The organism is Thiomonas sp. X19 (assembly GCF_900089495.1).
In the GTDB taxonomy this organism is placed as follows: Bacteria; Pseudomonadota; Gammaproteobacteria; order Burkholderiales; family Burkholderiaceae_C; genus Thiomonas_A.
Window position 1 is genome coordinate 3,769,739 of sequence record NZ_LT605203.1, and the last position, 15,183, is coordinate 3,784,921.

16 protein-coding genes and 1 pseudogene are annotated in these 15,183 nt (G+C 66.2%); 4 read left to right on the top strand and 13 right to left on the bottom strand.

Features of this window, described 5'->3' with window-relative positions; translation table 11 throughout:
* The first annotated feature begins 121 nt into the window (after positions 1-121).
* On the top strand, positions 122-1,483 hold the full coding sequence (locus tag THIX_RS18295; protein WP_086558171.1) for an IS1380-like element ISCARN34 family transposase: 1,362 nt from the start codon (positions 122-124) through the stop codon (positions 1,481-1,483).
* 273 nt (positions 1,484-1,756) lie between these two features.
* Positions 1,757-2,779 (top strand): IS30 family transposase, encoded by a 1,023-nt coding sequence (locus tag THIX_RS18300; RefSeq protein ID WP_112485721.1) that lies wholly within the window; start codon positions 1,757-1,759, stop codon positions 2,777-2,779.
* Here THIX_RS18300 and THIX_RS18305 read toward each other — a convergent pair.
* Positions 2,776-3,051: a hypothetical protein gene (locus tag THIX_RS18305; protein WP_112487335.1), complete on the bottom strand. Its 276-nt coding sequence runs from the start codon at positions 3,049-3,051 to the stop codon at positions 2,776-2,778. The two genes, THIX_RS18300 and THIX_RS18305, sit on opposite strands and share 4 nt — an antisense overlap.
* 189 nt (positions 3,052-3,240) lie before the next feature.
* Positions 3,241-3,621: an HPF/RaiA family ribosome-associated protein gene (locus THIX_RS18310; protein ID WP_146748626.1), complete on the bottom strand. Its 381-nt coding sequence runs from the start codon at positions 3,619-3,621 to the stop codon at positions 3,241-3,243.
* Positions 3,622-3,749: 128 nt separating this feature from the next.
* Here THIX_RS18310 and nhaR point away from each other — a divergent pair, with 128 nt between their 5' ends.
* A complete protein-coding gene (gene nhaR, locus THIX_RS18315) occupies positions 3,750-4,661 on the top strand; it encodes a transcriptional activator NhaR (RefSeq protein ID WP_112487337.1) in 912 nt (303 codons plus the stop codon).
* A gap of 32 nt (positions 4,662-4,693) precedes the next feature.
* Here nhaR and THIX_RS18320 read toward each other — a convergent pair whose 3' ends face one another.
* The 7 genes and pseudogenes from THIX_RS18320 to THIX_RS18350 all read right to left on the bottom strand — a co-directional run bounded on the left by THIX_RS18320 (position 4,694) and on the right by THIX_RS18350 (position 12,425).
* A complete protein-coding gene (locus THIX_RS18320; RefSeq protein ID WP_112487338.1) occupies positions 4,694-5,401 on the bottom strand; it encodes an ABC-type transport auxiliary lipoprotein family protein in 708 nt (235 codons plus the stop codon).
* Complete coding sequence (locus THIX_RS18325) at positions 5,398-6,366, bottom strand: MlaD family protein (RefSeq protein ID WP_112488457.1); 969 nt, start codon at positions 6,364-6,366, stop codon at positions 5,398-5,400. The genes THIX_RS18320 and THIX_RS18325 overlap by 4 nt, the downstream gene beginning before the upstream one ends.
* A gap of 31 nt (positions 6,367-6,397) precedes the next feature.
* Positions 6,398-7,222: an ABC transporter ATP-binding protein gene (locus THIX_RS18330; RefSeq protein ID WP_112487339.1), complete on the bottom strand. Its 825-nt coding sequence runs from the start codon at positions 7,220-7,222 to the stop codon at positions 6,398-6,400.
* A gap of 73 nt (positions 7,223-7,295) precedes the next feature.
* Complete coding sequence (locus THIX_RS18335; protein ID WP_233224624.1) at positions 7,296-8,417, bottom strand: ABC transporter permease; 1,122 nt, start codon at positions 8,415-8,417, stop codon at positions 7,296-7,298.
* Positions 8,418-8,805: 388 nt separating this feature from the next.
* Positions 8,806-10,641, bottom strand: coding sequence for a GspE/PulE family protein (locus tag THIX_RS18340; RefSeq protein ID WP_112487340.1), 1,836 nt, complete (start codon positions 10,639-10,641; stop codon positions 8,806-8,808).
* A gap of 63 nt (positions 10,642-10,704) precedes the next feature.
* Positions 10,705-11,833, bottom strand: a pseudogene (locus tag THIX_RS18345) (IS5 family transposase).
* A complete protein-coding gene (locus THIX_RS18350) occupies positions 11,811-12,425 on the bottom strand; it encodes a DNA-deoxyinosine glycosylase (protein ID WP_112487341.1) in 615 nt (204 codons plus the stop codon). The pseudogene THIX_RS18345 and the gene THIX_RS18350 overlap by 23 nt, the downstream one beginning before the upstream one ends.
* Before the next feature lie 301 nt (positions 12,426-12,726).
* Between THIX_RS18350 and THIX_RS18355 the strand changes: the two genes are divergently transcribed.
* Positions 12,727-13,797: a site-specific integrase gene (locus THIX_RS18355; RefSeq protein ID WP_112487342.1), complete on the top strand. Its 1,071-nt coding sequence runs from the start codon at positions 12,727-12,729 to the stop codon at positions 13,795-13,797.
* A 4-nt stretch (positions 13,798-13,801) separates the two neighbouring features.
* Here THIX_RS18355 and THIX_RS18360 read toward each other — a convergent pair whose 3' ends face one another.
* The 4 genes from THIX_RS18360 to THIX_RS18375 form a co-directional block, all read right to left on the bottom strand.
* Positions 13,802-14,152, bottom strand: a complete 351-nt coding sequence (locus tag THIX_RS18360; protein WP_112487148.1) for a BrnA antitoxin family protein — start codon at positions 14,150-14,152, stop codon at positions 13,802-13,804.
* Entirely contained in the window at positions 14,136-14,429 is a 294-nt protein-coding gene (locus THIX_RS18365; protein ID WP_112487343.1) for a BrnT family toxin, read from the bottom strand. Before THIX_RS18365 ends, THIX_RS18360 begins: the two co-directional genes overlap by 17 nt.
* A 30-nt stretch (positions 14,430-14,459) precedes the next feature.
* On the bottom strand, positions 14,460-14,918 hold the full coding sequence (locus THIX_RS18370) for a DUF6573 family protein (RefSeq protein ID WP_112487344.1): 459 nt from the start codon (positions 14,916-14,918) through the stop codon (positions 14,460-14,462).
* A gap of 28 nt (positions 14,919-14,946) precedes the next feature.
* Positions 14,947-15,183: hypothetical protein (locus THIX_RS18375; RefSeq protein WP_158540949.1), on the bottom strand; the 237-nt coding region annotated here is incomplete at its 5' end.

Genomic DNA, 15,183 nt, shown 5'->3' on the forward strand with positions numbered 1-15,183 from the left:
TTACCTGAATCCGTGAGCTCGGGCATGCGGAATTTTCATAAGTTGTTGATGCATAATGGTTTATTCGATAAAATGACCCCTTTGTCTTCTCACCCAGCGGGTGAACGTTCCGGGGTATGGCATGGGGTTTGGATTTCGCGTCAAGCAACTCGACTATGACCTGACGCCGGTGGCCGGTCTGGCCCTTGTCGGTCATCACCTCAAGCGCCTCGATCCTCTGTTCAAACGCCTGGATGCCCAGTGGCCTTGCCGCGGCGGACTGCCGCCCAGCACACTGATGCGCAGCTATGTTGGCTTGCTCGCGCAGAGCAAGAGCGACTTCGATGCCATCGAAGGCTTTCGAGGCGATCGTTTCTTCCAGGAGGCGCTGGGTCTGGTGGGTGTGCCGTCCTCGCCCACCCTGCGCCAGCGCCTGGATGCGCAGGCCGCCCTGTGGTTTGACTTCACCTCCCAGGCGATTGAAGCGCTGCTGCGCAAGAGCCAACCGGACTATGGTCTTTTGCCTTGCGGTCATGTGCCGCTGGACATCGACACCTTCGCGATGGACAACTCGGGCACAGCCAAGGATGGGGTGAGCCGCACCTACGCGGGGGTCGATGGCTACTGCCCGCTGGCGGCCTACCTGGGCACGCATGGGTTTTGCCTGGAGTTCGCCCTACGTCCGGGCGCGCAGCACTCGGCTTCGGAGACGACCTACAACCTCGAGACGGCCGTGCCCATGGCGCAGCGCCTGTCGACCGCAGGCCCCAAGGCGCCGATTCTCGTGCGCATGGATGCGGGGTTTTGCTCGGCCGCCTTGATGGCCGACATGCAGCGCTGCAACAGGCCAGGACTGCCCCGGGTCGATGTTCTGATCAAGTGGAATCCCCGCAAGACCGATCCTCTGGAGGTCTTGCGACGGCAGGAACTGGAAGGGGGTTTGTTGTGGCAGCATCCGCGCGCAGGCAAGCGCGTGGCGGTTTGGGAGGTGGCCGTGCAGGTCGAAGGCATCGCCCATCGCCTGCGCCGCATTGTGCGCATCACGGAGCGCACCGTCGATGCCCGTGGCCAGCAGTTTTTGGTCCCCGAGATCATCTTGGAGGGCTGGACGACAAGCTTGCCCAAGGCCATCAGCGCCGAGGCGATCATCGACCTGTACGCCGGGCACGCTACGCACGAGCAGTTCCATGCGGAATTCAAAACCGACATGGATCTGGAGCGACTGCCCTCGGGGAAGTTCGACACGAACGATCTTGTCTGCCAGCTTGCGGCCCTGACGATGAACGTGCTGCGCCTCATGGGGCAGCAAGGGCTGCTGGGGCCGCATGCACCGGTGCGCCATGCGGCCAGGCGACGGCGTCTGAAGACTGTGATCCAGGAACTTGTCATCCGCGCAGCACGCGTGATCAACCATGGCGGGCGGCTGTGGTTGGGACTGGGCGCCAACGACAAGGCAGCCCGTGCCTTTTGCGATCTGCATGCGCAGTTCGCCGCCAGCGGCTGAAGACGCAGTCCAAGCTTTCCCAGCACCCCAAGACGCTGGCCACAAGGGCTCGGCGGGGGAACGGCTGCGCGCAACCCACCCGAAATGACCGATCAAGGGGGCCGATCGTTCGCGCACAGCCCCACAGCCCCCTTCGACACGGCGCTCGAACCGTGAACCTGCGGGAAATCGGGAAAATCGGGCCGTCACAATCAGCTTTCAAGTCGATGGATTATCGGAAGTCACGGATTCAGGCTGAAGTGCAACACCTTGCCATCCGGTAAGGTGCCGTGAATGACAAGAACGACGTACCGACAGCTTCAACCCGCCGAACGCATGCGCATTGAGATCTGGAAAGCCGAGAAGGTCAGTCTGCGGGCCATGGCCCGCAGACTGGGCCGTGCGCCCTCGACCTTGACGCGGGAGCTTGCCCGCAATGCCCAAGACAGCGCGGGGAGCTACGACGCCATGGTGGGGCAGACCCTGCGCGCCAGGCGCCGCGCCGCCAGCCGTCCAGCGGCGAAGCTGGCCCCCAGCAGCGTGCTCTGGGGTGCGGTGCGCGAGATGCTGGCGTGGAAGTGGTCGCCCCAGGAGATCGCCGCTACGCTCAAGCGCACCTATCCTGACGATTCCAGCCGCCACGTGTCCCACGAGACGATTTACAACGCCATCTACGCCCACCCCAAGGGCGAGCTGCGGCGCGAACTCATCGCCTGCCTGCGCCAGGGCCATGGGAAGCGCCTGCCGCGTTCGCGCGGCACCGACCGCCGCGGCCAGATCCCCGAGATGGTCAGCATTCATGTGCGCCCGCCCGAGATCGAGGATCGTCTGATGCCCGGCCACTGGGAGGGCGACCTCATCAAGGGGGCGGGCAACAAGTCGGCTGTGGCCGTGCTGGTCGAACGCATGAGCCGCGCCGTCTTGCTGGCCAAGATGCCCGACTCCACGGCGGCATCGGCGCTGCAAGCCTTCACCACCAAGCTGCAATCCCTGGTGGCGCCGCTGCGCCAGAGCATGACCTACGACCAGGGCAGGGAGATGAGTCGGCATGCCGATTTGACGGCCGCCACCGGCGTGCGGGTGTACTTCTGCGACCCGCACAGCCCCTGGCAGCGCGGCACCTGCGAGAACACCAACGGCCTGCTGCGCCAGTACATGCCCAAGGGCACGGATCTGTCGGTCTACTCGCAGCAAAAACTCGACGCGATCGCCGACAGCCTCAACACCCGGCCGCGCCAAACCCTGGGCTGGAGGTCGCCACTGCAGGTGCTCGCGGAAATCCTCGTCAACCCCCAAGAACCCTCTCCCGTCCATTAACCCCAAGGGCGTTGCGCTTCGCACTTGAAACCGCCCAGTAATCCCAGCAACGGCAAAAGACGACCGAACAGGTTGAAGATGCTCACGAACAGGCTCGCGGTGGCGAGGATGCAGCCCATGAAGCCGGCCAGGTCGAACACCGCGGCCAGACCCCAGGCGCTGTCGCTGCGTTGATGGGTAAGAAACAGCAGGCCCAAGTAGCCCGCCACCGCGAGGATGGTGCCCGGATGCGGCAGGCCCAGCGCGGCGCTCGCTGCGGCGGATTGCGGCACTGAACATGAGGATGAGCGGCCAGCAGCGCATCGGTGTTGCGCAGCACGGCGCGGGACGGGAGATGAGGGTGTTGCAGCCCATGAAAAACTTCCTGAATGGAACGACCGAGGTGTCGGGTTTTGGGCTTGGTGTCGACCAGGCTGGGCCAGATCAAGCTCGGCCGGGAGAACGACAAGGACGGTATGGCCTCAGGCACCGACTGACAGAAGGGCACACGGCAATGCGACGTGCGCCTCGCCTGGTCTGCGCCGCTGCTGCTTGGCGCGTTGCAGGCGTGCGGCAACCGAGCGGCTGGCGCGGGCCACGGCGCCGTCGATCAGGCTGCGCCAGTCGGCATGCCGCTGGCGGATGACGACGGCAGGCTGCTGGGGCAGATCCACGCGCAGCACGCAGCGCTTGTCCTTGCCGCCGCGCGGGCCGTTCACGTCCGACAACACCACCGCGACGCGAACCACGCGGCGCGACAACCTGGCCAGGGCGAATTGCAGGCGGCATTGCAAATGCGCCAGCATCTGCGCACGCTGCAGGGCGTCCATCGGCTGGCCTGAAACCTGAATGTCGATGTGCATGGGAACCTCCTGAAAGTCGGGAAAGGACAATGTTGCCAGGCCCTAATTTAGGTTCTGCAATACTTCGTGTAAATTCGAATTTCCAAATCATTCATTTCGAGAAAATCGAACTGTTAAGGATTCCTGGCATGCTCAACTTCAAGCATTTGCATTACTTCTGGGTTGTGGCCAAGACCGGCGGCATCGTCCGCGCAGGCCAGCAGTTGCACATCACGCCGCAGACCCTGAGCGGGCAGATCAAACTGCTGGAAGATCGCATCGGCACCGCCCTGTTCCGCAAGAGCGGGCGCAAGCTCGAACTCACCGAGGCGGGCAGGGCGGCACTGCGCTATGCCGACGACATCTTCGCCCTGGGCGATGAGATGGAAGCAGCACTGCGGCGCGATGCGGCGCAAACCCCGGCGCTGGTGTTTCGCGTGGGCATCAGCGATTCGGTGCCCAAGACCATCGCTTACCGCCTGGTGGAGCCGGCGCTGGACCTGCCGCAGCCGGTGCGCATGCAGGGTGAGGAGGGCAAGATGGCCGATCTGCTGGCGCGCCTGGCCGTGCACCAGCTCGACCTGGTGGTGGCCGACACCCCGCTACCCGCGCACTTCAGCGTGCGCGCCTACAACCATCACCTCGGCAGATCGGGCTTGAGCGTGTTCGCTTCGCCCGCGTTGGCCAAGAAGGCTCGGGGAGCGTTTCCGCAAAGCCTGGGCACGATTGCGCTGCTGATGCCGGGATCGGATTCGGCGCTGCGTTCGCAATTCGAGCAATGGCTGCGCCAGTTGCAGATCCAGGCGCACACCGTGGCCGAGTTCGACGACAGCGCGCTGATGACCGCCTTCGGTCGCCAGGGGCGCGGCGCTTTCGTGGCGCCCAGCGTGATGGAGCCGGAAATCGAGCGCGAGCACGGCGTGCAGTGCCTGGGCCGCTGCGAGGACGTCGCGGTGGACTTCTACGCCATCTCGGTGCAGCGGCGCATCACCCATCCCTGCGTGGCCGCCATCACCCAGAGCGCGCGCAACCGGCTGTTCATGGCCGGAAAATCGGGCTGATTGCGGCGGCCGCACGGACCGATGCGATCGCTTCAATGTCCGGAATCGGCCCGTTCGATGGACTTGCGCACCCGCCCGACCATGTCCCGCAGCATGCGATCGAGCAGGGTCTGGGCGGCGGCGGCGTACTGCGCGGCGTCGTTGGCCGCAACGGCCTGCTTGGCGTCGAAATGCCAGTGTGCGGCGATGCGGCGCGGGGCGTCCTGCGCGAGCTGGCAAGTCAGGCCCAGCCGCACCGTTCCTTGGCTGCCGCGGATGTCGTGCTCGAGCCGTGTCAGTTCGCAATGCAGGGTCCAGGCGGCGGGCGCGAGATGAGCATTCATCTCCACCGCGCTCACCCAGGGCTGGCGCGACAGGGTCTGCCCGATCGTTGCGCGAATGAGATCCGCCGGAGGTGCCAGCCAGCGGCTGTCGCGGTAGGGCATCAGCACGCTGCCGGGTCGCACGGCAGCGCCTGCGCCCTGGCCTGATGCGGCCGGCTCGGTGATCGCCCGAGCCGGCTGCCCGCTGTACAGCATGGCCGGGCTGTCGAGGCCGGGTGCGGCGCCAACTGGCAACAGGCGGATGACGGTGGGTTGGACAGCGCCAGCCGGCGTGACCACAGGCGGGGCTTGCAGACGGTAGATGATTTGCGGCGGCTGGCGCGTCATGGGCAGCGAACAGCCGGCGCCCAACAGGGCAAAGAGGGATGTGCAAAGCAGGACCGGCAGCGGGGCTGCGCGGCGTGAGGCGGTTTTCATCGCTGTTCTCCTGGGCCCGGAGGTGGAAGCGGCGAGCCGTAGAGCAGTTGGCTGGGGTTGCCCTTGAGGCTGCGGATGAGTTCGGTCAGCTGGCTGCTGAGCTGCTGCAGGTTGTCGGTGAGCCGGTCGAAACCCGGCAGGGTGCGGTTCTGCAACCGGTCCAGGGCCTGCGTTCCGGTCGCACCCAGCTTGGCCGCGCCCTCCCCGGCCTGGCGCCAGCTTTTCGCCGCCGCGTCCATCTCACCCAGGGTGCCCTGCAGGTGCGCCGTGGTGTCGCTGAGCTGCGCGAGCAGCTTCTCGCCATGGCCGGTCAACCGCTGGCCTTGCACGCCCAGCGCCGCGAGCTCCTGGCTGGACTGGCGCAAGGCCACCAGGGTCTGCGCGATGTCCTGTCGATGGGCGGCGAGTGTCCCTGTGATCTGCTCGGCGTGCGCCAGGGTCCGGCTCAGCGCCTGCAGGTTTTCGTTGCTCAGCAGCATGTCCAGTCGGGTGGCGATTTTCGACAGCATGAGCGTGGCGTCGCTCAGGCCGCCCTCCAGGCGCGAGAACACGGACGGCGCGTAGCGGATGACCGGATAGGGCTGGCCGGGCGCGGCGCGCAGCGGTTGGGGCGATGCGCCGCCCGTGAGGTTGATGACCGACAGTCCCGTCACGCCCTGCGGGTTGAGTTGCGCGACGGTGTCGGTGCGCACCGGCACGTTCCTGTCGATGTCGACGCGGATGCGGATGAGGGTGGGGTTGGCCGGGTCGATTTCGATGGAGGCCACCCGTCCCACATTCACGCCGCGGTACAGCACGTTGCTGCTATTCCTCAAGCCGTTGACGTTGTCGGTGGCGTAGATGAGATACGGCGTGGTGTTCTGCTGCCTCCCGCCCACCGCCAGCCAATAGGCGGCGGCCGACAGCAGCAGGCAGAGCAGCAGGATGAAAACACCGACCGCCGTGTAATTGACTTTCGATTCCATCATTGCACCTTCATGCGGCGTTCCGTCTTGTTCATGATGTCCCCGTGATCTGCGTGGCGTGCGCCTGGTGCCGGCTCGCGTCGGCCGCCTGGCGCGCATAGGCCAGCGACCGCCCCCGCCGGAAATAGGCCGCGAGCTCGGGTTCGTCCCGCTGCGCCAGCTCGGCCGCCGTTCCCAGCGCCAGCACTTTCTTGCGCGCGAGAAAAGCCACCATGTCGCTGCCGTGCCAGATCGAGTCGAGGTCGTGCGTGACCTGCAGGATGGTCAGGCCCAGCAGATCGCGCAACTCGCGGACCAGGTCGTCGAATGCAGCGGCGCCGATCGGATCCAGCCCCGAGGTCGGCTCGTCCAGCACCAGCAGTTCGGGGTCGAGCGCCAGCGCGCGGGCCAGCGCCGCGCGCTTGACCATGCCGCCGGAAAGTTCCACCGGGTACTTGTGCGCGGCATCCGCCGGCAGGCCGGCCAAGCGGATCTTGAGCATGCCGATGTCGGCGAGGAATGCGCGTTCCACCGCGCCGTGCTCGCGCAGCGGCAGCAGCACGTTCTCCAGCACCGTGAGCCCGGTGAACAAGGCCCCTCCCTGGAACAGCACGCCGATGCGCTGGCGCAGGCGCTGGCGGATCGTCCCGTGCGCCGCGAGCGCGTCCTGTCCGAACAGCGCGAGCTGGCCCGCCTGCGGCTCGCGCAGCAGGATGAGCGTGCGCAGCAGCACCGTCTTGCCCGTGCCGGAACCGCCGACCAGGGCCATGATGCAGCCGCGCGGAATGCGCAGGTCCAGGCCGTCGTGCACGACCACGTCGCCGAAGCGGTTGACGATGCCGCGTGCCTCGATCACGGCGGGCGTCTCGCCGTTCATGGGCGCACCCCTGCGTTGCGCGCCGTCCTGCCAGGCTGGAATACCCCCATGTTCGAACGGCCATGCGATGAGGTCATAGCCCGAGCAGGTTGTAGAGAATGGAAAACCCGGCATCGATCACGATCACCAGGAAGATGGCCTGCACCACGCTGACCGTGGTGGCCCGGCCCACCGCCGCGGCGCCGCCCGACACGCGCAAGCCCTGCATGCAGCCCACCAGCGCGATGATCACGGCGAACACCGGCGCCTTCACCAACCCCAGGGCCAGGGTTTGCGCCGAAACAACCTGGGGGATGCGGCTGATGTATTCGCTCCACGACACGCCGTAGCCCATGGAGGCCACCACGCCGCCGCCCGCCAGCCCCATCACATCGGCGAACAGCGACAGCAGCGGCAGGGTGATGACCAGCGCCAGGACCTTCGGAAACACCAGCACTTCGAAGGGCGACAGGCCCAGCGCGCGCAGCGCGTCGATCTCCTCGGTGATGCGCATGGTGCCCAGCTGCGCGGTGTACGAGGAGCCGGTGCGCCCCGCCACGAGGATGGCGGCGAGCAGCGGCCCGAGTTCGCGCAAGGTGATGATGGCCACCAGATTCACGATCAGGATGTTGGCGCCGTAGGTCGCCAGCGTGGCGCCGCCCTGGTAGGCCATGACCATGCCGATCAGGAAGGACAGCAGGCCGATGATGCCGAGGGCGCGAATGCCCGCCGCGTCGATCTCGGCCACCACCTCACGCCAGCGGATGCGCCAGAACCTGGCGAACAGCGGCGGCCCGCGCCAGGCCAGCTCGCCGACGAAGGCCATGAATTCGCGCCCCTCGCGCCAAGCCGCGACGCCGGCGCGGCCGAGGTCGCCGAGCAGGCCGGCATGCGCCCGGGGTTGGCGCGGCGGCGCGGCCGCCATGCGTTCCCGCACGAGGTCGAGCAACTGGTTCTGGGGCGCCGCCAGTCCGGCGCGATCGACCTCCACGCCGGCGTCGATCCACGCCTGCAGACTGCGCGTCAGCACCAGCGCACCGGCGGTGTCGAGCTGCCAGTCGCTTGCGGCCAGACGCACCGCCCTGCACCCGGCAGGAAGCCGCAGCCTCGGCGCCGGGTCCAGGCCCTGGACGGTCCAGCTTCCTGCCAGCTGCAAATGCCCGACGCCCGGAGCGACGGCCCCGCCAGTCAGCCATTGGGCGTGGGCGGGCGGCATGCCGGTCGGTGAGTCTGAGTCTGGCATGAGGTCCCGCACGGGTGTTCGACAAGACATCGCGCAGAGGAGTCGGCAACAGGGTCAGCTGCGGCGCAGGTCGCCGAGATTGAAGGCGCAGGCGGCGCTTGCGCTGCTCAGCAGCAAAGCCACGCCCAGAACATGCTTGCGCTTGAACATCGAAAACTCCTTGGCGGTTGCGGTGACAACGGGGCTGCAGGCTTCAGCGCTCAGAGGGTGTGAATGAATCCGGCGTGGCCGAGCAGGGCGCCCAAACGGTTCCAATCAAGGCGCCAAGCACAGCCGTGCCTGACGGCACGGCGCGCATTGGCAACGCCGAGTGGGGCCGTTTGGGCGGGATGAGCGGGCATGGCGGATTGTTCACACCCTCTCAGCCTTGCGCCGCGGGTGTGGCGCGCAGCACTTCGTCCAGCGTGGTGCCGCCCTCGGCCACTTTCAAAGCACCGGCCAGCCGCAGCGGACGCATGCCGTCTTTCACAGCCTGTTGACGCAGCGCGTCAAGCGGTGCCGCGGCGGCGACCAGCGCGCGCAGAGCCGGGCTGAACACCAGCAATTCGTACAGGCCAACGCGGCCGAGATACCCGGTGTTACGGCATTCCAGGCAGCCCACCGGCTTGTAGGGCGACACCTTGGTGCTGGGCTTCCAGGGCGACACGGCCTGCTCGAAGGTGGCTTGGTCGAACGCATCGTCGGGCAGCTTGCAATGCGCGCACAAGGTGCGCACCAGGCGCTGCGCCAGCACGCCGAGCAGGGTGGCGCTGACCAGATAGGGCGCCACGCCGAGTTCGAGCAAACGGGCAATGCTGCCAGGCGCGTCGTTGGTGTGCAGGGTGGACAAGACGAGGTGGCCGGTGAGGGCGGCCTGCACCGCCATGTCGGCGGTCTCGCGGTCGCGAATCTCGCCCACCATGATGATGTCCGGGTCCTGCCGCATCAGCGCCCGCAAGCCTTCGGCGAAGCCGATGTCGAGGCCCGTCTGCACCTGCATCTGGTTGAAGGCGGGCTCGACCATCTCGATCGGATCCTCCACCGTGCACACATTCACTTCGTCGGTCGCCAGGCGCTTGAGCGTGGAATACAGCGTGGTGGTCTTGCCGCTGCCGGTGGGGCCGGTGACCAGCACGATGCCGTGCGGGCGGCTGGTGAGTTCGTTCCAGCGCGCGCCCTCGGCGCTGGGAAAACCCAAAGCGGCCATGTCGCGCAGCACCACGTCGGGGTCGAAAATGCGCATCACCAGTTTTTCGCCAAAGGCCGTGGGCAAAGTGGACAGGCGCAGCTCGATTTCGTCACCCGTGGGCCGGCGGGTCTTGATGCGCCCGTCCTGCGGGCGGCGTTTCTCCACCACGTCCATGCGGCCCAGCAGCTTGACGCGGCTGGTCATGGCGTTCATCACCGAAGGCGGCAGCTGGTAGACGGTTTGCAGCACGCCGTCGATGCGAAAGCGGATCACGCCCAGTTCGCGCCGCGGCTCCAGGTGAATGTCGGAAGCGCGCTGCTCGAAGGCGTATTGCCACAGCCAGTCGACCACCTGCACCACGCCGGCGTCGTTGGCATCCAGCGCGCGGCCGCTCCTGCCCAGCTCCACCAGTTGCTCGAACTGGTTGACCCCGCTCATGCCCGCCGTCGCGCTGTTCTTGTGCGCCTGGCGAACCGAACGCGCAAGGTTGAAGAACTCGATGGTGTAGCGCGTGATGTCCACCGGGTTGGCCACGGCCAGCCGGATGGGCCGGCGCAGCATGCGCTCCAGCTCCGTCTTCCAGCCCAGGTCGAAGGGCTCGGCGGTGATGATGGTCACGCCCTCGACGTCGGCTGCCACCGGCAGGATGCGATGGCGCTCGGCGTAGTTGAGCGAAATGAGATCGCCGATCTTGCCGATGTCCACTTTCAGCGGGTCGATGCGCACCAGCGGCATGTCGGCGCGTGCGGCCAGCCAGGCGGTGAGCAGGTCGAGGTCCAGCGCCTTGGCGTCGGCCACGCGCGTCAACCCGGCGTTGGCCACCTTGTGCAGCGCGTGCAGGCGCTCGCTGGCATGGGCGCAGCGGTCCAGCCCCTGGCGCAGCCCGGCATCGTCGATGAGCTTGTCGTCGTGCAACCAGTGCAGCACGTCGCGCCAGTCCAGCGGCCCATGCATCGCGCGCGGCGCGGCCTTGGGCTCGGACCGATCGTGCGCCTCAGCCTTGGGAGTTGCGGGCCTGGATGCTTGCATGCTCTGAGTGTAGAGCTTGGTTGAAGTCCGGCTGATGCACTGAGAGGGTGTAGACGAAATGATCTATGTAGCGAGTCTGGTTGCGAGGATACGCGCCTCGGCCAGCCAGACCCAAGCGAGTGGGGCCCAAGTTGACCTGTCATGGTGTGCCATGAGGCGGCGTGCGCGCTCGTTCCAGGCATGAGTACGCTCGACAACCCAACGCTTGGCCTGCACGACGAAGCCCTTGGCTACAACCTCTGGCCACAAGGGCTGCTGCGCGTCCTGCCAAGTGCCCGTGCTGCGGTTGCCGGGGTGACGCACGATGTCCACGCTGAGGCCGTGGGCCTCCTCGATGGCCACGGCGCACTTGCCGCCGTAGGCGCCATCGGCGTAGAGCTTCTTCAGGCCAGTCACCTTGGTGCAAGCCTGCGCCACCACGGCAGCGGCGGCGTCACGGTCCTGCACGCTGGCCGCGGTGACCGTGACGGCCAGCAGAAGGCCCAAAGTATCGACCACCAGATGGCGCTTGCGCCCCTTGACCTTCTTGCCGGCGTCGAACCCGGCCCCACCACCTTGCGCGGTGCTCTGCGCATCGATGATTGCGGGCCGTCGGCTCGGGCGCTCGACCGATGCGGTCACGCCATTGCTGGCGCAGCCGATCATGCATGGCCTCAAAGACGCCGAGCGCAGCCCAACGGCTGAAGGCCTTGTAGGTCGCCTGCCAGGGCGGGAAGGTCTTGGGCAGCAGCCGCCACGCGCAGCCGGTGCGCAACGCGTGGCAGCAGGCGTTGACCATGTGGCGGCGCGCATACCGGGGCGGCACCCCGCGCTGCCCATCGCGCTCGAACAAGTCGCCCACCAGCGCCCACTCGGCATCGGTCAGGTCGGTGTTCATGCCGCTGGCGCCATCGGCACGACGGTGCGCTGCGGTGTAGCCGTATCGCGTCGGGGTTGCCCCTTGAACTGCCGCCCGTTCACCCGCCCGGCGCAGCGGCTTGAGCCGCTCGATGCCGGCCTTGCGCAGCGCCTTGCGCACGGTGACGGTGCTGACCTTGACTCCCGTGCGTCGAAACAACTCGCGCGTCACCGCGTCCAACGACGAGCGCGGCTGCTCCTGCGTGATCGCGCGCAGCACCGCCGTGTGTTCAATGTTCAGCGAGGGCTTGCGGCCCGGCCGTCCTGCTTGCTCAATCTGCGCCTTCCTGACCATTCGATACCTCGCCGACGCATGACTCGATCCGAGTCATAACGCGCGAGATGTTGTTTTCGTCTACACCCTCTGAGCCTTCGCCGGCGATCAGGCCATGACGGGCGAACACCAGCCGCCAAGCCTCCAGCTTGCGCGCAAAACTCCACGACGCATTCGCCGGGCTGGTGGAGGGCAGGCGGTGGCAAAACGGAGCCAGGCTCGCGGTGGAACGCATCATCCGCGCCGACTCGCCGCCGTTGTGCGCAATGGCCTGCAGCCGCGGCAGCCGTGCCACCAGCCCGGGCAGATCGTTCGGCTGCGCCTGGGTGATGGCGGCGTCGAGGCTGCCCTCGCGCTCACACGCGGCGTATACGTCCCAGATGCCCAGACCGCGCGCCATCACTGCCTGCAGCCGCGCTGCGTAGTCCAGCCGCATCAAATCCAGCTCGAACAAGGCGGCGAGCAGAGGCCAGAACTGGTTGCGCGGATGGGCGTAATACTGCTGCGCCTGCAGCGACGCTCGGCTCGGAAAACTGCCCAGCAGCAGCAAGCGGGTTTGCGCTCCCGCCGCTGGCGGCAGGCCCTGCAAACGGGTTGGTGATGGTGGGGGCATCGTGGGGCCGGATGTGCAGTCGGAAATGGAGACTGAAATAGATTCGGATAGGAATTTAGCGGCGGCCAGGAGCGGCGTATCGGTTGGGGGCTGATCAACTGGCGCCTGCGGCTGAACGCGCATCCCAGGCAGGCGCCCTGCCTATAATCAGCGGCTCAAGCGGGCGTAGTTCAATGGTAGAACTTCTGCTTCCCAAGGGTAAGTAAGATCGCCCTGAGACCCGCATGAATGCTTGTATTTCCTGTGTCGCCTATCCCTTTTGTGGGAATCCAGTGGGAATGACAGGAAAGGAACAAGCATCATGGCTTACTTCGAACAACGCGGCACCGGCTGGTCTGTGCAAGTGCGTCGCAAGGGCGCGCCATCGATCAGCCGCACCTTTGATCTGAAGACCGACGCCGAAGCCTGGGCGCGCGAGGTCGAGCGCGAGCACCAGCGCGGCAACGTCATGGCGATGCGCAATGACGCGGGCAAGGTGACCCTTGGTGAAGTCGCGGACATCTACATGGTGGCCGTGGTGCCGCTCCGCCGATCGCATTCCGCTGGGACGCACATCCGGTTTGCCAAGGAACGATTTGGCAAGTTCTTCCTGGCCAATATCCGTTCTGTCGATGTCGCCGCGTGGCGCGATGAGTTGCTGCGCGCTGGCTACGCGCCGCAGTCCGTGATTCACCAGCTCAATGCCCTTTCTGCGTTGTTCAGCCACGCCGAAAAGGAGATGTCCATCCCCTTGCCCGCTGGCAACCCGGTGAAGGCCATCCGCAAGCCTGCCAAGACGCCACCGCGCGAACGTCGCTTGGTTGGGCTTGAGTACGACTACCTGATGCGCGCCGCAACCGCAGCACAAGCGCCCGGCCTTCACCAGGCGCTTGTGCTGGCCGTCGAGACTTCCGCGCGGTTGTCTGAGTTGCTGTCGATGAAGTGGAAGGATATTGACCTGCAGCGCCGCACCGTCAAGCTGCGCGGCGTCGGTGGGCGTGTCACGAAAAATGATGATCCCTTCCGCGTCGTCGCGCTGTCGAGCGCGGCTATCAACGCGCTGCAAAGCATGCCACGCCGACTTGATGGCAAGGTGTTTAGTTGGTGTCCCACACCAGCCAAAGTCGCAACATTCCAGAAGGCTTGGCAGCGTTGTCGTGCCCGCGCGTTGCGTTTCTACCTTGCCGATTGCGCGCGCGATGGCGTAGAGCCTGACCCAGCGTTCCTGCATGACTTGCATTTCCATGACCTGCGCCACGAGGCTACATCCCGCCTGTTTGAGAAGAACCTGGGCATCATGGAGGTGGCCAGCATGACGGGCCACAAGAGCCTCGCCTCGCTCAAGCGATACACGCACATCGAGGCGGAGAAGCTGGCGGCAAAGCTGGGATAGTTCTTCAAGCCGCCTTGCTGTGCCGCTCGCCGCGCGGCGCAGGCTTGGCTGGCGCCACCTCCCGCAGCATCGCCTCGCGCAGGATGGCGTTGATCTTGGTCTGGTAACCGCGCCCCTTGGACTTGAGCCACAGCAGCACGTCCGAGTCCACGCGCACCGTGGTCGGCGTCTTGGTGGGCTTGTAGAACGGGTTGCGCACCGCGTTCTTCCAGAACGCATCCCCCAGCGCCGGGATGTCGCTGACATCGATACCGCTGTCAGGCTTCGCCGCCAGGGCCTCCAGTTCCTTGCGCTGCCTGGCGGTCAGCGGCGGCAGCTTGGCCAGGTCCACGGCATGTTTAACCATTTTGCTCATAGTCTTTCCTTTCCTTCGGGTCGGCGCGCCGGGCCGAGATGATGCGGATGACCTCGGTGCCATCGTCCTCGTTGCGCACGGTGTGCGCCACCACGAGCAACACATAGCCCTCCACCACGCCAATGGTGATCCACCTTGGCTCACCGCCTTCGATGCGGTCCTGGTTGGACGATGCGAGCGGGTCGGCAAACACGCGCATGGCCGTCTCGAAGCGCACCCCATGCTTGCGCAGGTTGGCCAGCGCCTTGGCGGGGTCCCATTCGAATTTGGTGAGCATGCGAATATGTTAGTACAAATTTGCCTGCTTTCAATCTTCGCTCGGCAGCATGATCGTGATGACCGGCTCGCCTGCGTCGCCAGGTCCGACCTGCAGCTTGAGCGTGGCCAGGCGGGGACGAACGCCCCGGCCATCGCGCGGGATGCGCAAGACTTGAAACAAGATCGGGTCGCGGCCATCGTGCCCACGGCGCAGGCCTGCGCGGATCGCACGCGATGCCATCCACACGACATCCCAAAGCCTGCCGCTCTCGCTCTGCCAGCACGCCCCGCCACCCTTGCGCTTGTCGTCGGCGTCGGTCCAAGCGCAGGCGTCGGCCCACGCGGCGGATGTGAGGGCCACGGGCCACACGATGCCGGCCTCGCGTGCGGTGGTGCTGACATCGATCAGCATGCCGTCCTCGATGGCTTGCGCGCGGGTGTAGGTGTGGATGGGTTCGCCGAAGATTTCTTGCATGGCGTCGGTGCGGGTGATGGTTGCTGCGGTCATGGTGTGTGCTCCTGCGTGGTTGCGTGGATCAGTAGATGCGGACAAAGAGAGCCTTGCGCATCGGCTTGCTGTCGTCGTATCCGAAATAGGCTTTCAGGCCGTGCCCGATGTCGCGCGTGTCGCCGACGGTCACCGGCTCATGCGGGCCGTTGAACCAGCGCAGCACCTCGTCGACGTCGTGCGCCTGGGCTGCCTCTGCCGTGATGAAGAACTCACCGCTCAGGTAGTGCTTGTGCAGGGTTGCCTCCGGGATTTGCACATCTGC